13 protein-coding genes and 1 CRISPR repeat array are annotated in these 18,525 nt (G+C 39.6%); of the genes, 7 read left to right on the forward strand and 6 right to left on the reverse strand.

Features of this window, described 5'->3' with window-relative positions; genetic code table 11:
• Positions 1-460 precede the first annotated feature (460 nt).
• Entirely contained in the window at positions 461-4,798 is a 4,338-nt protein-coding gene (locus tag H6G08_RS37500; RefSeq protein WP_242046150.1) for a LamG-like jellyroll fold domain-containing protein, read from the forward strand.
• Here the strand turns inward: H6G08_RS37500 and H6G08_RS38170 are convergent.
• Positions 4,757-4,885, reverse strand: coding sequence for a hypothetical protein (locus H6G08_RS38170; RefSeq protein ID WP_277877822.1), 129 nt, complete (start codon positions 4,883-4,885; stop codon positions 4,757-4,759). The two genes, H6G08_RS37500 and H6G08_RS38170, sit on opposite strands and share 42 nt — an antisense overlap.
• 33 nt (positions 4,886-4,918) lie before the next feature.
• Between H6G08_RS38170 and H6G08_RS13330 the strand changes: the two genes are divergently transcribed.
• Positions 4,919-5,116, forward strand: coding sequence for a hypothetical protein (locus H6G08_RS13330; RefSeq protein ID WP_190542981.1), 198 nt, complete (start codon positions 4,919-4,921; stop codon positions 5,114-5,116).
• 134 nt (positions 5,117-5,250) lie between these two features.
• Here the strand turns inward: H6G08_RS13330 and H6G08_RS13335 are convergent, their stop codons facing one another.
• Positions 5,251-5,559, reverse strand: coding sequence for a HigA family addiction module antitoxin (locus tag H6G08_RS13335; RefSeq protein WP_190542985.1), 309 nt, complete (start codon positions 5,557-5,559; stop codon positions 5,251-5,253).
• Between the two features lie 376 nt (positions 5,560-5,935).
• Here H6G08_RS13335 and H6G08_RS13340 point away from each other — a divergent pair, with 376 nt between their 5' ends.
• Positions 5,936-6,199, forward strand: a complete 264-nt coding sequence (locus H6G08_RS13340; RefSeq protein ID WP_190542988.1) for a hypothetical protein — start codon at positions 5,936-5,938, stop codon at positions 6,197-6,199.
• Positions 6,200-6,321: 122 nt separating this feature from the next.
• Here H6G08_RS13340 and H6G08_RS13345 read toward each other — a convergent pair whose 3' ends face one another.
• The 3 genes from H6G08_RS13345 to ald form a co-directional block, all read right to left on the reverse strand.
• Positions 6,322-8,493 (reverse strand): DEAD/DEAH box helicase, encoded by a 2,172-nt coding sequence (locus H6G08_RS13345; RefSeq protein ID WP_190542991.1) that lies wholly within the window; start codon positions 8,491-8,493, stop codon positions 6,322-6,324.
• Between the two features lie 168 nt (positions 8,494-8,661).
• Positions 8,662-10,306: a CRISPR direct-repeat array (repeat unit 37 nt; unit sequence GTTTCAATCCCTCATAGGGATTAAGTGAAATTTCAAC).
• Between the two features lie 688 nt (positions 10,307-10,994).
• Positions 10,995-11,612: a hypothetical protein gene (locus H6G08_RS13350; protein WP_190542994.1), complete on the reverse strand. Its 618-nt coding sequence runs from the start codon at positions 11,610-11,612 to the stop codon at positions 10,995-10,997.
• A gap of 220 nt (positions 11,613-11,832) precedes the next feature.
• Positions 11,833-12,924, reverse strand: a complete 1,092-nt coding sequence (gene ald / locus H6G08_RS13355; protein ID WP_190542997.1) for an alanine dehydrogenase — start codon at positions 12,922-12,924, stop codon at positions 11,833-11,835.
• A gap of 413 nt (positions 12,925-13,337) precedes the next feature.
• Here ald and H6G08_RS13360 point away from each other — a divergent pair, with 413 nt between their 5' ends.
• The 3 genes from H6G08_RS13360 (at position 13,338) to H6G08_RS13370 (ending at position 15,481) form a co-directional block, all read left to right on the forward strand.
• Positions 13,338-13,508 carry a CAB/ELIP/HLIP family chlorophyll-binding protein gene (locus H6G08_RS13360; RefSeq protein WP_096647654.1) on the forward strand — a complete coding sequence of 57 codons (171 nt, stop codon included), beginning with the start codon at positions 13,338-13,340 and terminating at the stop codon, positions 13,506-13,508.
• 331 nt (positions 13,509-13,839) lie between these two features.
• The gene (locus H6G08_RS13365; protein ID WP_190543000.1) at positions 13,840-14,136 is read left to right on the forward strand and encodes a hypothetical protein; all 297 of its coding nucleotides are present in this window, start codon (positions 13,840-13,842) and stop codon (positions 14,134-14,136) included.
• A 340-nt stretch (positions 14,137-14,476) separates the two neighbouring features.
• A complete protein-coding gene (locus tag H6G08_RS13370; RefSeq protein WP_190543031.1) occupies positions 14,477-15,481 on the forward strand; it encodes a WD40 repeat domain-containing protein in 1,005 nt (334 codons plus the stop codon).
• A 201-nt stretch (positions 15,482-15,682) separates the two neighbouring features.
• Here the strand turns inward: H6G08_RS13370 and H6G08_RS13375 are convergent, their stop codons facing one another.
• Entirely contained in the window at positions 15,683-17,575 is a 1,893-nt protein-coding gene (locus H6G08_RS13375) for an alpha-amylase family glycosyl hydrolase (protein WP_190543003.1), read from the reverse strand.
• Positions 17,576-17,936: 361 nt separating this feature from the next.
• Here H6G08_RS13375 and H6G08_RS13380 point away from each other — a divergent pair, with 361 nt between their 5' ends.
• Positions 17,937-18,389, forward strand: coding sequence for an SRPBCC family protein (locus tag H6G08_RS13380; protein ID WP_190543005.1), 453 nt, complete (start codon positions 17,937-17,939; stop codon positions 18,387-18,389).
• Positions 18,390-18,525 lie beyond the last annotated feature (136 nt).

Raw genomic sequence — 18,525 nt, forward strand, 5'->3', positions numbered from 1 at the left:
CTTAGACGAGTATATATATGTTCATACTTTCTTCATAAAGAAGAATAGTTTATCGATTTTTTAGCGAACTAAATTTTATTTAAATAAAGAATATCTAAAAATTATCAAACTTAGTCAAAAGTCATAATAAGTCAGTAATTTCTAGGACGGAACTTAGTAAGCATCCAATTATGATGATTTCACATATAAGTAATTTCACTTATAGTTGCAGAGATATGATCTTTTGTGCTTGACACTCCTCTTTTAGATGAGAGTGAGTCCTAAATTAGTGGTTGTTGAATCAGAGTATGAACGACATTACATTTCTTCAACTCTTACTCTTTGCGCCTAAAAAAGCGGGTTCCGCTTGGGGAATGCGTGAAGCTGGTTCATACATTCAATCAGCAACGCCTAAATTTGCTTGAGTAATGCAGACTTTGCACTTATTTATCGATGCGATCGCCATTCCAGGAGTAAAACCATGACAACCTACAAAACCATACCTAACAACTTATATAAAATCCAGTCGTCAAGAAAAAAATCCTCTAAAAATAATCAGGATGTTATTTTTAGCGAAAATCTCCAGATTGGTTCTAGTAGTGAACTCGACTTGTCTGAGATTTACGGAATAGTAGAGCGAGCGTTAAATAATACGTATCAATATCTCAGCAAGTTTCGATTTGATGGAGAGTACACCGAGAACTTGGAGACAGCGTTTGGGAATGATTTTGATGGGGAAGTAGCTAATCAACTATTTGATAAATTTGCAGCAGGTAACTTTACCGATATTCCCACTATAAAGATTATAAATCGTAATGCAATTAATGGTGCAAATGGGGCTTTTTCTATCACTACGGGCAAGATTTATTTAGCGGCTGATTTTGTTAGCCAAAATGCTCAGAATCTTGATGCTATTGTGGCTGTGTTGTTGGAGGAAACTGGACATTATATTGATGCTCAAATTAATGTAGCGGATGCAGCCGGGGATGAGGGGGATATTTTTGCGAGGTTGGTGCAAGGGAAGAGTATAAGTCAGCAAGAGTTAGCGGATTTGCGGGCTGAGGATGATACCGCGACGGTGACGTTGGCTGGTCAAATTGTTGGAATTGAAATGAATAATCCTAATCATTTCACACTAACAATGAATTTTGATACTTTTACTTTGTCATCTCCTCTTGAGACTTTACACAGAAAAAGCCAGCCTGTGTCTGACAGAATTGCTCTTAGTAATTTTAACCCCAATAAAAAAACTTTTGTATTAATTCATGGATGGCAATCGAATCCGAGTGATGGATTTCGTAACACACCCGATCTATTGTCTCAGCAATATCCAGATGCTAATGTGATTTCACTTGATTGGAGTTTCTGGGCGAATCCGCTAAATATAGGAAAATTTTTCGACTATATAATTGATTATCCTATGGTTACAAGCTGGCTTGATGATGTGGCAGCACTATTAAAGTCAGATCTAAAAGAAATAGGAGTACAACCTCATAACCTGACAATTATTGGACATAGTTTGGGATCTCATATAGCAGGACTTACAGGTCAAGAGTTTAAACAAGATTACTCTCTTGTAAAAGAGATTGTTGGACTCGATCCTGCGGGGGTTTTATTTGAAACTGTTGGACCAGATAGCCGAATAAGTCCTAATGATGCTGAAAGAGTAGTGGTCATTCATTCTAGTAATTCTTTAACGGGACTGGGATCAAATATAACATGGGGCTTAGGCTTGTATCGTGATGATCTAGGGCATTTAGATATATACATTAAGAAAGATAATAAGCTTTATGGAGCAGATACTACACAACCAAATGAGCATGGTTTAGCAGTCGATGTATATAAAGATTTGGTGCGTGGACACGTATATGGGGGCAATAATCAATTTGGAAGTAATTTAAATTTTAATGATTCTTTTGATTTGAACAGGTTGAACGACCGCACCTTGACGGGGGAATACACCATAAATCTTAATACAAGGTTTATACAAAACTTTCTTAATAATGGTACAAATAATAACGATACTTACCTTATTGACGCTGATTCTCAATTAGGCTCACAAAGAATTAATGAAACCACAATTGCACTGAAGACTGCCCATAACACTTATATTCGGACTGATGCCGGTAGTGCTTTCTTTCAAAATGGTCATGCAGGACCTTGGGAAGAATTTCAAATTATTACTCAGGATGATGGAAAAATTGGATTACAAACTATTAGAAATACCTATCTCAGAGCAAATTATGCTTGGATTGTAGATCAAGCTGGTAGTATTAATGATTGGGAAAAATTTAAGGTTATTGACCGGGGAAATGGAAACATTGCATTAGAAGCTCATTGGCCTCAAAATTTATTGAATGGATATCGAAATACATATATTCAAGCTACAAACACAGGTTTAATAACTCAAACCAATAACCTTGACTCTTGGGAAACATTTACGCCTATTGTCCGCAATAACGATATAGATACGCTAGACTTCTCTGCAACTACCACTAAAACTATCAACCTAAACCTTGGCTTTTTTGGAGAACAGCAGATAAATGAAAATCTTTCTTTGACTTTAAGTACTACTCTAGGTTCGCAGACTTTCATAGATATAGAAAATGCTGTAGGTGGTAGTTTAAATGACACATTACTAGGAAATGATTTAAATAATCTTCTGAAAGGAAATAATGGCAATGATAATCTTGAAGGTCGTGATGGCAACGACACTATATCAGGCGGGAATGGAAATGACTATTTAAGTGGTAGTCAGGGTGATGATACTCTTTATGGTGATTTTGCAACAACTGACAGCAGCTCTAACTCATTTAACTACAACGGCAGTACATATCTTCTAACCGGTGCCGGTACATGGCATCAAGCGCAAGCGCAAGCGCAGAGTTCAGGCGGAAATCTTGTCACTATTAACTCACAAGCAGAACAAGGCTGGTTAATTAATACCTTTGGTAGTACTGACCAATTTTGGATTGGGTTGACAGATCAGGTGACAGAAGGCGAGTTCAAGTGGGTGAGCGGTGAAACCTCTACTTACACCAACTGGAAACCTGGGGAACCAAATAATACTTACCCCGGTGGTGCGCCGGAAAACTATGTACTGATGAATTCGGGTTCATCTGGCACATGGAACGATATTATTCCTGATGTTTCTTACATGGGCATTATTGAAATCAGAGATGCTAATGACATCCTCAATGGTGGCGATGGTGATGATTATCTTTTTGGCGGTGCAGGAAACGATACTCTCAATGGTGGTGCAGGTATTGATACACTGATTGGGGGTTTAGGCAATGATATTTACATTGTTGATACCACTAGTGACACAATTACCGAAAATGCCGGAGAAGGCACAGATACCATTGAATCGAGCGTCACCTTCAGCCTTGCTAACCTGCCAAACATTGAAAACCTGACTCTTACAGGAACAAGTGCGATTAACGGTGCAGGTAGTGCAGCTAATAACGTCATCACTGGTAATAGTGGTAACAACACCCTCAATGGTGGTGCTGGTAATGACACCCTTAATGGTGGTAACACTAATCCTTTCCTGTCTTTAGATGGTGTAAATGATTATGTAAATCTCAACAACCCATCTCACCTGAATTTCACTGGAGAGATTACCATCGAAGCTAGGGTAAAAGTAAAGGCTACTGGTTTCCTGCGTAACATTGTTTCTCATGGTCATGGGATAAATCCCAGTGGCGAAGTAGTTCTTAGGATTGCTGGCGATCAATATCAAATTGGCTCTTCGGGTAGTAGCGAGAATTTTACTGTCTATACCGTACCCAGCGAAGATATTGGCAATTGGGTTCATCTGGCTGGAGTGTATGACACTCAGGCACAGGCATGGAAACTCTACCGCAATGGTATGTTGGTTAGTTCTACTGCTTCCAGCACAGGAGCAGTGCAGGTTAATGAAAACTGGGCAATTGGTGCCAGAGGAACTGGAACAGAACGATTTTTTAATGGCGATATTGACGAAGTTCGCATCTGGAATAAAGCCCGGACTCAGCAAGAAATTCAAGCTAACCTAAACCAGACTTTGGCAGGAAATGAGGCTAACTTGTTTGGTTACTGGAATTTTGACAACGTTGCTGGCTCGACAATTACTGACTTAGCCAAAGGCAATAATGGTACTTTGACTAATGGTGCATCGATTATTTCAGGTAATGACATCCTCGTAGGCGGTTTAGGCAATGATACTTACATTGTTGATACCACTAGTGACACAATTACCGAAAATGCCGGAGAGGGTACAGATACTATTCAATCGAGTGTTAGCTTCAGCCTAGCTGCACTGCCAAACATCGAAAACCTCACCCTGACAGGAACAACTGCGATTAACGGTACAGGCAACGCCGCTAATAACGTCATCTCAGGCAACAGTGGTAACAACAGCCTTAATGGTGGTGCTGGTAATGATAGATTAACTGGGGGATCTGAAAAAGATACTCTAACCGGAGGGCTAGGTGCAGATAGGTTTGACTACCGCAACTTAGCTGATTCCGTCCTCGTTAACTTTGATGTGATTACTGACTTCAATGCTAATGCTGGTAATGATCTATTCCTCGTTTCCACTGTACGAGCCGGATTTTTGAATGCTGGATCTGTTGCAACTCTTGATAAAGTGGGCATTGAAGCAAAATTAACCACCGCTAATTTTGCTGCTAACTTTGCTGCTCAGTTCACCTTTGGTAGCCGTACTTTTGTTGCTATTAATGATGCTACAGCAGGGTTTAGTGAAACTGCTGATGCTATTATTGAGGTGACAGGATTAACTGGCACTCTGGGAATTAATAACTTCACAGTATCTTAGTTGTAACAAATAATGTTCATGGAAGTCGGCGGGAAACTCCATCCCCTTGTGGGTGGAGAGGGATAGCCGCCCGCCGACTTGGGGCATTGGGCATTGGGCATTGGTAACCATTCATGCCCAATGCCCCATTCCCCATGCCCAAAAACTCCGATCCGTGGGTGGAGTTTTTTATTTGATGATTGGCGATCGCATAGCGAATCTTACTTAGGACTTACGCACAAGACAACGAAAGTAGAGTTTATTCATGAACGTTACGCAAGAATTAGGTTTGCGATCGCATCTTGCGTAAGTCCTATTACTGCTCAACCACAGATCTGATGCATTTGGATATTGGGAGGATATTAACCCTCAAAAAGTATTGTGATTAACATTAACTACTTCTAAACCTATCCTCACAGGGAAAGGTTTGGAGAGGGATTATTAGGTAAACTTTACAACTTCCAAACAACCTCTTAAGCTACATCATTAAACTGAAGTTGAGGAATTTGATTGCACACTTCTGCATTCTCTTCCACAGCTTTACGTAAGTCATATTGCGTTTGTAAATTCAACCAAAACTGAGGGCTGTTAGCAAAATAGCGAGATAGCCGCAAAGCTGTATCTGCTTTAATACTGCGCTTTCCTGATAAAATTTCGCTAATCCTTGTTTGAGATACATTTATATCTTTGCTCAATCTATAAGGTGTAATATTTAGCGGTTCCAAAAATTCTACTTGTAGAATTTCACCAGGATGGATATTTGGCAGACGGTTGTTAATCATGATTTTTGTATTCAGTGGTAGTCTACTATTTCAACTTCCGAAGCATTATTTTCTTCTGTCTAAACAAAGCAGATTCGCCATTGTTCATTAATCCGAATACTATACTGTCCTTTTCTGTCACTAACTAGAGTGAATGCGCAAATCATTAGTTATGAGGGGTTGCGAGGGGTCAGATCCCCGACTTCTTTAAGAAGTCGGGGATCTTGCAGCCCAGATGCATTCGTAGGGGCGGGGTCTCCCCGCCCTTTACTGTGCAATAATCAGTGATACTGGGCACTTATTGAGAAATTTACCAGTCATTAATCTCAGTAATCGCGGTTGAACGTAGTCAATTTATTGGCTATGCTGTATCGCTAGCAGTCTTTATTGGTGAACTATGAAAATACTCAAATTGATTTTACTTGCTTGTCCTGCTTTTCTCGCATCTGTGCTATTCATCACCAATCCCGCACATGCAGCCAGTATAAACTCTGCACCAGCTACAGAAATTGTTATGGTAGCATCTGCACAACCAAACCATGAATTAATCGCCCCAAAATTAACATCAGAATCTAATCCCATCATGGATCAACTCGGTTGTAGTTGCGCTGCTTGCGTTAAATCTAAATTTCATTTACTCCAAGGCAAATTACCCCTTTAATTGTCATCCAGAAGTCGTAGGGGCGGGTTAAACGAGATAGTAGTGAATGATTACATCTATCTATGAACCCATCCCTACAGGTTGCGATCAATTTGGTTAAAATCCTAACAAAGATAATTATTTCACCATTGCGCTACTTGCTGTTTTAATTCCTCTATATCTAAATAGTCACTCACAAAAGCTTTGCGTAATAGCGGGTGCGGAATATATTCATCATATTTTTGCAATTCTGGCGCTTCAGATTCACTCACCAAATACTCAGGAATAATTCTTTCTTCTGCCAAAGCTACAATTTCTTTACCCAAATATTCAACTTTATCTTTTCCTAATTTAACTGTTAAATAATAAGGACTGCTACCGCCAATACTTTTAATTTCTAAAGACTCTCGACAGCAAGAATTCAGCCATCTTTCCAAAGTGCGGAAAGCTAAAGTTCCCATCCAAGGGAAAATACAACATTTACCTTTACCTAAAACAATTATATTTTTTTTATCTAAGCCAGCATCTCTAGTTAACTGACGCACTGTGCGTAAACATTGCAACGCATTAGGCTGTAAATAGCTATATTCTAAATCTTCTAACAAAACTTGCCGCATTCGTTGCAAAACTCTTGTGTGAATAATTCCCCCTCCACCACGCCAATAAATACTCGCTTTACCCTCTACTTGCTTCACAGAAATCACCCTTTTCTTAAAGTCAACTTCTGTTACTTCCCATGTTCTCCCAGCTAAGGCGAATTGATTCCCCACAATTGGCGGTTTGACAATACTCCCAATTTCTGTTGCACCTTGCTTAACTACATATTCCTGACTATCAGCAAAGACAGCATAAAATTGAAACTTGCGCACGATACGTTCACCAGTCAAGCCAATAATTAATTTACCAGTTTCCGTTTTTTGAATATGGTCAATATCAATTAAATATCTCAGCAATAATCTAAAATCTTCTTGAGAAATCGCTGCAAATGGAGGTAAGCTAAAAACTTGCTTTGCTAAAGCCGCAGGTGTCATTTCTCCCGTTGCTGCTAAAATACTCATTGTCTGCTGATATAGCAAACTAAAAGGATATTTTACAGGCTTAATCGGCTCAATCCAACGTTCTTCTAAATAAAGTTGAATAATCGCGATAGACTGCAATAATTGCCAAGGAATTTGTTCTACTAAAGGTGCATCTAATCCTGGTTGAGTTTCTGCACAGACAAAGCGCATATCAGCCGCTTCACCTCTTCTTCCCGTGCGTCCTAATCTTTGTAAAAAACTCGCGACAGACAGCGGCGATTCTAACTGAATTACCCTTTCTAAATGACCAATATCTATGCCTAATTCTAGAGTTAAAGTAGCTGCTGTCACTGCTGGATTATTCGGTTCTCGCATTGCATTTTCAGCTACTTGTCGTAAACTTGCTGAAATACTACCATGATGTACGTGATAAATATCTGGTAAAGATTGTTCTGTAGCAATTCTTCTTAAAGATGCAATTACAGATTCCGTTTGCGTGCGGTTATTACCAAATATCAAACATTTGCGGGACTTGCTAAGATTAAATAAATATCTATCATATTGCGTGACTTCAATTTCATCAACTTCATCGTTGAGATAAAAATGTTCCACAGCTAATTTTACTTGGCGTTTTCCCGACTCAATTTTTGGCGTAATTACTGATTTATCTGTTCCCGAACGTAACCAATCTTCCGCCATTGAATAATCGCCAAGGGTAGCCGATAAACCAATGCGTCGGGGTTGGGTTTGGGTAATGTTTGCTAAACGCTGCAATTGACAAATGATTTGACAACCGCGTTCTGAACCCATAAAAGCGTGAATTTCATCAATAACAACAAAGCGTAAATCCCCAAATAAGCGGATTAATTCATGATGTTTATTTACTAATAAACTTTCTAAAGATTCTGGCGTAATTTGCAAAACACCTTTGGGATTTTTTAATAGCTTATTTTTCTGATTTTGAGATACATCACCGTGCCAATGCCATACTGGAATATCTGCGGCTTTGAGTAAACCATTGAGGCGTTCAAATTGATCGTTAATTAAAGCTTTAATGGGGCCAATATATAGCGCACCTATGGTATTAGCAGGGTTTTCATACAATCGAGTCACCACAGGTAAAAATGCGGCTTCTGTTTTTCCTGCGGCTGTTGCGGCTGCAACTAGTAAATGAGCATCGGTATCAAATATGACTTGACAAGCGGCTATTTGTGCTGGGCGTAATTCAGTCCAGTTGTGATTATAGATATATTCTTGGATAAAAGGCGCAAGTCGATGAAAGATTTCATTGGTCATAGATTTTAGTCAACAGTCCATAGTCAATAGTCCATAGTATTTAACTTTGGTTATTAACTGTTGACAAGCCTAATTTTTATCGGTTGCAATGAATTCTGTTTCAATTCCTCATAGGGATTAGTGAAATTTCAACTATGGGCTACTTCACCTTGGCTCTTTTGGTATCGTGTTTCAATCCCTCATAGGGATTAAGTGAAATTTCAACTCTAAACAGCTTGGGTTACATCAGCTTATTAATGTTTCAATCCCTCATAGGGATTAAGTGAAATTTCAACGTTCAGATGCCAGTTTAGCCAAAAAGTTGCATACACGTTTCAATCCCTCATAGGGATTAAGTGAAATTTCAACATTTCTGGGTCGTTCGCTTTGCCAAGTTTAGCTGACGTTTCAATCCCTCATAGGGATTAAGTGAAATTTCAACTGTGCAGGTGTCCAAGTTTCCCAACCAGGAGCATGTTTCAATCCCTCATAGGGATTAAGTGAAATTTCAACAAGGGTAGATACACCCAAAACATCCACACAAGTAGTTTCAATCCCTCATAGGGATTAAGTGAAATTTCAACTCCAGGTTAATAATGCGATCGTTTCTGATTCCGCTTTGTTTCAATCCCTCATAGGGATTAAGTGAAATTTCAACTCCGTAGGGTCGCCAAAATCATTTAAGATTGCTTGTTTCAATCCCTCATAGGGATTAAGTGAAATTTCAACTGCTGCGTTAATGTCTCGGTCGTGGTGTGTTCCGCAGTTGAGTTTCAATCCCTCATAGGGATTAAGTGAAATTTCAACTTACATCTTTCTGGTTGGTTTTTGGTTTCGATTTGTTTCAATCCCTCATAGGGATTAAGTGAAATTTCAACCCCAGTGGCGTGATTGGCATGTGCCCAATGGGCGACAGGTTTCAATCCCTCATAGGGATTAAGTGAAATTTCAACACTCGCACCCAGTCACCTTCCCTGAACCGGGAAATAGTTTCAATCCCTCATAGGGATTAAGTGAAATTTCAACTGCTTCTTGTCCATATTCACCAAAGCTTTGGTTGGTAATTCGGTTTCAATCCCTCATAGGGATTAAGTGAAATTTCAACTCCGTGCAGATGCCGATACTAACCGCGCAGTGCAGATGTTTCAATCCCTCATAGGGATTAAGTGAAATTTCAACCTGAGGCTATTAATTCCCCCTGGCGGAATTCCTTGTTTCAATCCCTCATAGGGATTAAGTGAAATTTCAACCTTTGAGTGCATCAGCAAATTCCTTGGCTTTGATGCCGGCTGTTTCAATCCCTCATAGGGATTAAGTGAAATTTCAACACGGGGTTGCGACCGGAAGGCGTAATGTGCGATCCGTTTCAATCCCTCATAGGGATTAAGTGAAATTTCAACTCTTTTCAAGGAACGCGTCATCAATGCTCAATTTTCGTGTTTCAATCCCTCATAGGGATTAAGTGAAATTTCAACAAAAACATCATTATCTCTTCAAGTTAAAGAATAATGTTTCAATCCCTCATAGGGATTAAGTGAAATTTCAACATTTAGAAGCTGATTTAATCGCAGAATTATTTTGTTTCAATCCCTCATAGGGATTAAGTGAAATTTCAACTCCGCAGGGTAGTAGAAGATATTGAGGAAAATCTAGTTTCAATCCCTCATAGGGATTAAGTGAAATTTCAACCTGAACACCGCAAGTATCCAGAAGTAACTGGCACTCGTTTCAATCCCTCATAGGGATTAAGTGAAATTTCAACTGTACGCCCCTATAATCCCCCAGTAATTGTTAATGGTTTCAATCCCTCATAGGGATTAAGTGAAATTTCAACTGCGGAAGCTCCAAAGTTAACTGATATGCAGTTTTCAAGGTTCGGTTGCGCGGATGGCGTAATCATAACATACGCGATAGAAAAAAAGCAAAGCTAAAAAAGCTGAAAGGCAGTCTGTATAAGGCACGCGGGTGCCTGGACAACAATTAACAGTTAAAAGACTTACAGAGAAAGAGTTTCACCGATTTTTCTGGTAACTTCAAATTTTACACCTACCCCTTCGCGCATTCTGCCTAGAAAATTGTCGGATTGGGCAAGGTTTAACTGTACTTCTGTAGGCTTGACTTTATTTTAAACAGTGTTTGCGGCACATCGATATATTCTAGAGGGCATGGCAATACCCATACGTGTCAACTTAAGCTCAAAACTTTTCTCTATCTCGTTTCCAGCCTCCGGCTGGAAATGCGTATTGCGAGGCTCCGCCTCGTCTCCTGAATAAATTGAGGCAGAGCCTCAGGATCATCGCTCCCACGCAGAGCATGGGAGCCAGTTAACTTTGCAACTAAAAGGGTTTCGCGTTAAGTTGACACGTATGGGCAATACCTTGCCCATACCATCTGTTGCATTCGTTTTTCAAACTGGTATCAAGATTATAGCTCTGGAGGAGAAAGGCGATCGCATTTTCTAAAACTACTTAAAACTGAATCATTTCTAGCTGAATTCTATGCAGCCTCGTTAAAAATCGCTATTACATCGATTTAACATTGAAAAGCTGAAACAATTTCTGAAGCGGAAAATCATTCCAATTCACAGCTACGGATGATTGAATAGTTAAATCTCCTTGTTGCAATTTAGTCATTAAAACTGAGTCATTTTCTAGATTATGAAACAAGACATCTAAAAGCTGGGATTGATTGCGAGGAATATTATAGTAGACTTTATCGTTTTCAATTCTCATCCCTTTTGGTAACACTCCATTAGGAATTGTACCCCCTAGAAATATTTGCCACCCAGCGATGAGATAACGGTAGGCTATGGATTCAGTATCAAACTGAGGTTTCTTTAATAATCGCAGTTCTCCTTCAATATAGTCTTTGTGCAGCGTAATTTTTTCTGGAGTAAAATGCACTTCAACTTGCATTTGGTTATATTCTATTGTTGCAATCAGCCCTTCATCGATATCAGGTTTTAAGCTTTTTAATTGCTCAACTCTAGATTCAGCTTGTTGGCACAGAACTAAAACAGCTTTTTTTCTCAAAGTCAATTGTTTAGTTGCTGCGCTAAATATAATATATTCTTCTAGTGCTTGTTTTAGTAATTGTTTAGATGCCTGAAAGGTTGCTGTTAATTTATTGAATATACTCATATTTACTTAACTATCAAGGTAAGATTATTGCTTTCTTTGTCTCTTGTATAGAATTTTATGTCAGAAAATTGAAAACACAAAGAGCGATCGCATACGCGAAAATTTACCAGACACGCAACTGCGTATCTGGTAAACTACTTTGGTAAATTAGGTATAAAAACTACACCTGTAATTCCTAGATGAATACAAACTTTCTCTAAAAATAAAGTTTGTTATGGCATTAATTTACCAAGTCGGGGAATACTTCCTGTACAGCCGGATGTACTAAGCGATGATTATTAACATTCACACCCTTAGCCAATGCAGAGTTAACATCTAACGCTTTTATGCCCAAGTTTGCTAATTGCACCACATAAGGTAAGGTACTGTTATTTAGTGCTTGGGTGGCTGTCCAAGGTACTGCACCTGGCATATTGGGAACGCCATAATGCACCACGCCCTCTTCAATGTAAACAGGGTTTGTATGGCTAGTAGTGCGTAATGTTTCTACACAACCGCCTTGGTCAACAGCAACATCCACAATTACCGAACCAGGACGCATTTTTTGTACCAATTCGCGGGATACTAATATTGGTGCTCTACGTCCTGGCACTAAAACAGCACCAACGAGCAAATCAGCTTCTTTAACTGCGGCTTCTATATGGGCGGAGTTGCTGTAAAGTAGTTCAACTCTAGAGCCAAATAGAGTTTCTAGGTAAGATAAGCGCTCGACATTTACATCTAATATTTGCACGATCGCTCCCATGCCTACAGCGATTTTAGCGGCTTCTGTCCCCACAACGCCGCCGCCTAAAATCACTACTTTACCCGGTTTCACGCCGGGAACACCGCCCAAAAGAACGCCTCGCCCACCTTGTTGGCGTTCTAAAAATCTAGCTCCAAATTGTACGGATAACCGCCCAGCAATAATGCTCATGGGAGAGAGCAAGGGTAATTTATTCGCACCGGGCTGTTCTACTGTTTCATAGGCGATCGCACAAGTGCCACAATCAATTAAATGTTCTGTTAATTTGCGATCGGCTGCTAAATGCAGATAAGTAAATAATATCTGCCCTTTTTGCAAAAATTTATACTCAGCTTCTTGTGGCTCTTTAACTTTTACTACTAGTTCGCGATTCCATGCAGAATCTTGTGTAGCAACAATTTCCCCGCCTGCCGCGATGTAGTCCTCATCAGTAAATCCACTACCAACGCCTGCTTGTGTCTGTACGAAAATAGCATGACCATTTTCTTTCAATACCCTGACACTCGCAGGACTCAACCCTACACGAAACTCTTGATCCTTGGTTTCCTTAGGAACGCCGATTTCCATTTATCGCCTCTAATAATATTGTGGTTTCACTTTAGCCTGCCAGTATTAGACTGGCTAGTTCCGTATTAAGGATTGCTAACCAAATTGTTCTTTTGTTGCCTAACTTCCATTACGGTGCTACCAAGTCTTACCCTTGACTATTGCCCTAGTCTTTCTAAAATATATAAAGAATAATAAAAAAATGTAAACATAAGTTTACACGGGGTCGTCCCCAAAGCTGCTACTTGGTTACTGAAGCAATGTAGCTTGAGTTCCTAGCAGAGCAAGTCAGTTCTACACCTAAGGAAGTTCTGATGTCTGAAGACTAGCGGCGAGGATGCTAAGTTGAAGACGACTCAGCCAACTGCAGCAAAGTCTACAGGCTTTTCTAGATCAATTTCGTTTGCCGAACAGTAAGAGAGGAATTTTTAATGATGACACAACCAAAGCCAACTGTTACACCCAAACTAGAGGAACCAAAGTTAGGCTTTAACGAATATGCCGAACGATTAAATGGTCGAGCGGCGATGATTGGCTTTATCTTGATGGTGGTAATTGAATACGTCACCAATCAAGGCGTGCTATCATGGCTCGGTCTGAAGTAGATCTGCCACAACATATAAGCACGAAAGTTGTAAGCTAGTAATTAGAAGAGTTGGAACCAGCTGGTAATTCTGGCTGGTTTTAACTTAATTAATAGATAGCGAAACTACCTCTCAAGACTTATCGTCTATGGCTAAGAGATCCACCAAAAGTGACAACTTTATCCAAAACTCACACTTCCATGTGCAAGTAGGTAAATTGCTACACTTCCTCTCCTACTGAAGATAATTATAATACTTTAAATTCCTTGACTAACTGCATCAAAAGGCAGAGGGATCAAGGAAACATTTATTCTCTTTCACCAAAAGCCATACAAATTCAAATTAAACAGTGATGAACGTTATACTTCCGCGTTTTTTGAAGTCATCCTACCGCAAAGAGCCAATCGTCAGTTTACTCATCACAATGGGCGTAGTAGATGCGCTGATTGGTGGTTTAGATGATAGTTGGTCGTTATTTACCTTTGGTTTAGTTACAGCCGGAGTCAGCCTTGGTGTTAAACTCTGGCGCATTCAGCAAAGTCGCCCAATAGCAGAAGAGGAGCCTGTAGTCCAACATTATCTACCGTCTCGTTCCTCTAGTACAACTTTACCTATGCTGAGTGTAACTAAGAAGAAGCCACCACAATAAACAATTCAAAATTCAAAATTCAAAATTCAAAATTCAAAAAAAAGCACAGTACCTTGGTAGGGTAACGTGGTCTTTATGTTCTTCACCGGGAGTTTCCAAGTGAAGTATTTTGCGTTGGAGTTAAAAGACGCGATGAATCGCGTCTGTACAATTGCGATTTCTCCCTCAATGCCCCATGCCCAATGCCCAATGCCCAACACCTCAGTATACGCTCGGAAGACGGCAGCGTAAAACCTAGAGTAAGGTGACAGCAGGCGTTACCAAATGAGAAACAACAGTGAGCAGCAAGGGAAAAGTTAGGAATTATTCTGTGCTTCGCCCGTATATTGTCTTAGCATTTATGGCTGCTATGACTTTTCCTGTGACAATTTGGCAGGGATTTTCTGGGAAAACTGCTGATGCTGCTGTAGAAGCAACAAATTCTCAACTTAAAACCGATTTTCGTTATCCTCAGTTAATTTACACTCTTCAAGGACATGGGGGAACAGTAAAATCCCTGGCTTTTAGTCCGGATAGCAAAATTCTCGCCAGTGGTGGAGCAGACAATGAAGGTGTAATTCGCTTGTGGAATCTGACAACAGGTAATAGGCTGGGGACGATTCGCAAAGCACATAAAACTGCGGTGGAATCTTTGGTAATTTCCCCAGATGGGCAAACCCTCGCTAGCTGTAGTAGCGATTACACCATTAATCTCTGGAATCTGAAAAATCAGAAATTTAAACGCTCTTTTGTTGGACATAGTACTAATGTGCTGTCTTTAGCTGTGTCTCCAGATAATCAAGTTCTCATCAGTGGTGGGATGGATGGAATTCGCTTATGGGATTTACCACAGCAGCGCCCTTTAGCCACTTTAGCCAGCTTTGGTAATTTGATTCATACTCTCGCTGTTAGCCCTGATGGACAAACTTTAGCTAGTGGAGATTATCAAGGCGTAGTGAAACTATGGAGCTTAGTTAGTGAAAAATTAACTCGCGCCTATGTGGGACATACGGATATAGTCACTGCTGTAGCCTTTACCCCGAACGGAGAACATTTAATTACTGCTAGCCGCGATCGCACTATTAAAATTTGGAATATTTATACTGGCGAATTAGTCCGTACCCTCAAAGGACATAACAATTGGGTAAATGCGATCGCTATTCATCCTGATGGTAAAACTCTCGCTAGCGCTGGTAAAGACGGAATTAAACTCTGGGATTGGACTACAGGCGAGTTAATTAATACACTTAGCGGACATACAGATTGGATCAGTGCGATCGCTTTTAGTCCTAACGGGCAAATGTTAGCCAGTGGTAGTTTTGATAAACAAATTAAAGTTTGGGGAATTACACCAAAAGGCAATTAAGAGTTTTAGGGACTTCCAAGTAAACAATATTCCATTGCTATTGTTGTACGGGCGGGTTTAATCGACATATCTGTTTTCGACATGAGAATCTCACAAAAACCGCCCCTATAGACTGTTGACGGTTCACCGTTAACACTCAACGCTCAACAGTCAACAACTTGAGGCGATCGCTTCGTTGAAGGTGGGGACTTTCGCGTCACGTTAACTTGCCCAGTTATCGCGCCATTTTACTGTACCAGTATCAGCTAAAATCCAACGCCGACTAACAAGATTTTCGCGCACAGGTGGTTGATTTTGTCGGCACAGAGCATATTTATAACATATTGCTTTACCTGCGCTTTCATTAAAGGGTATTTCGCCAAACCAGGTATTTTCATTGATATATTCTAAAGCGTAGGCTTTGCTAATATCCCAATTACCTAATTCTGGACAATCTCCGGTTACCACAACTGTATCACCTGGTTGCGTTTTCAAACCATTTACCTGCGCTCTAACAATGGTTTTACCTTTAACTCGCTCGCCTAAATAACTAAGTACAATTAGTTCTTTATGATGTAGCTTTAACCCGGAAATCTTACCATTCTTAACTTCGATTTGGCGTTGGGTGACAATACAGTTATATTCGCCATCTTCTAATTCTGTATTTTCTACATTAATAATCGCTGTATCTCCTTTATTCATCGCCACAAAACAACGATAATCGCGATAACTACGCAGATAACCGTAAATATTATCTGTAATATATTTTTGTTTTTGACTTCCCAAAGAAACAGCAGGATTTAAACGGCGTAATTTAGATAATAATTGGATATCTTGATACAGCTGGGTATCTGTATCCCATTTTTCCATAATCGGACGATTATAAGGATCGTTACCACCATGAGTATCATTATGGAGATATTGCTCTGTTCCATAATAAATACAAGGAATTCCTCTGCTAGTTATAATCAAAGCCATCGCTAATCTTAAAAGTTGCGGATCGGAGTTGAGGCTTTGAAATCTTGGCATATCATGATTATCAATAAAGGTAATCAATTCTGTAGCCGTGTTGTAAAGATAATCGAGATTGAATATATCTTGAACTAAATGAAATCCTCCTGGTGCGTTGTAGGCTAAAGCTTGGCGAATTCCTTCGCATAAGCCAAAGTCTAAAATTGACATTCCTGACTCATTGGCAAATTTAATTGAACTGCTTTTTCTGGGATTGCTAAATCCCCATTCACCAAAGATAAATACAGAAGGTTTGTGAGTTTGAATATCGCTATTAAATTCTTGCCAAAACCAGATAGGCATATGCTTTACTGTATCTACTCGTAAAGCATCGACTCCTTTATCTAACCATTGTTTAATAGCGGTTTTAATATAATTCCGGTAATCTGGATTACTTTCGTTAAATGTTGCTAATCCTGACATTTCGTAATAAAGTAATTGATATTCATCTTCCCAATCGGTAATTTCTAGATTATGGTGATACCAATTATTTACATCATTATAGTAATCCGCAATTAACACACCATCTTCGTACAGCTTTCCTTTTTCACCGTTAACATCTGGGCTGCTGTGATTACATACAATATCTAAAATTAATTTCATTCCCCGCTCGTGTAAGCCAGAAATTAATTTATCTAAGGTACCACTTTTAAATAAAGAATTTTCTTCGCCTGGTGGTAAGAAACGGGGATTTATCCGTTTGAAATCTTTTGTCCAATAGCCATGCATAGCAGCATTATCAAATTGCAATGCTTCTACTTGTTCAAATAGGGGAGAAATCCAAATAGCTGTAATTCCTAAGTTTTTTAGATAATCTAGTTTGTCAATAATTCCTTGCAAATCTCCACCCCAATATTTGCCCCATTTTTGTTTAGTAGGATCGTAAAGTTCGGGATGATTGCCTGCATTATTGGTGGGGTCTCCATCGTTAAAACGGTCTACAATGATGAAGTAAATTGTTTCTTGACGAAATTCAATTGCTCTGGTAAAAAGAAACTCAAAATCTGAGACTGTTTCTGATGCTACTGTATCTGTATGAAAGCCAGCTGCAGCTTTAGTGGCTTGAGCTTCAATCTCAGAGTGTGATGAAGAAATTTGTACCATAATATTATTGAAAAAAGCTAAATCAAAAACGCCCTCACCCTAGAAGGGTGGGGCTAAAAATACGAAGCCTGCCTTCGCAGGCTAAAAGTTTGATAGCCTGTTTTTGTCGAAGATATTCGCTCATGTTAGGCAGGCTTTATTCCTATAGAAATACTCTTCTAGGGTATGGCGTCAAAATCGGGATGCTCCCTAATATACAGTAAATTGTCACCATAATTAGGGAATTACAACTAAAAAAATATTCCATTGCTATGTTAGCAGAGGAAGCAGAGGAAGCAGAAGAGAAAGAATATGTTTGTCTGAAAGTGGGATAATTTAAATAAGTTCAGAGTAAATTTTTAAGTTTTGATTACATAGTAGAATGCCCCAAGTTTTGGAACAATCAATTCAAATTAATGCTCCAGCTACGGTGGTAGAGCATTGTATTACTGATTTAGCACTGATGCATCAATGGCTGAACCCAGTGTTACGTTGTGAACCTGTAGGAACAGTTTGGAGTACGGATATAGGTAGTCAAAGTCGGTTTATTATTCAGATTCCGGTAATTCAACCTACCTTGAATACTGTGGTTGTAGAACGCCAACCGGGTTTAGTGGTTTGGGGTTTTAAAGGATTTTTTCAAGGACGCGATCGCTGGGAATGTCAACCCATCTCTCAGGGAACTAACCTGTTAAATCGGTTTGAGTTTGATATCCCTAACCCCTTAGTCAGTTGGGGTTTTAATACTTTCGCTGCTGCTTGGACAAAACAAGATATGCAAGCTCAACTATACCGTCTCAAGCGGCTGGCGGAAGGGATAGATTATAGTCAGTAGAGACGCGATTAATCGCGTCTGTACAATGTTTGACACTCCCCCGACTGTTTAAATTTCGCTTCGCTCATTTAAACAAAAAGTCGGGGGATTCTTAAGAGTCCACAAATGAACTCGTAATGGCGTAGTCAATGAGCCT

The sequence above is a fragment of the Calothrix anomala FACHB-343 genome, from assembly GCF_014696435.1.
Lineage (GTDB): Bacteria > Cyanobacteriota > Cyanobacteriia > Cyanobacteriales > Nostocaceae > Aulosira > Aulosira anomala_A.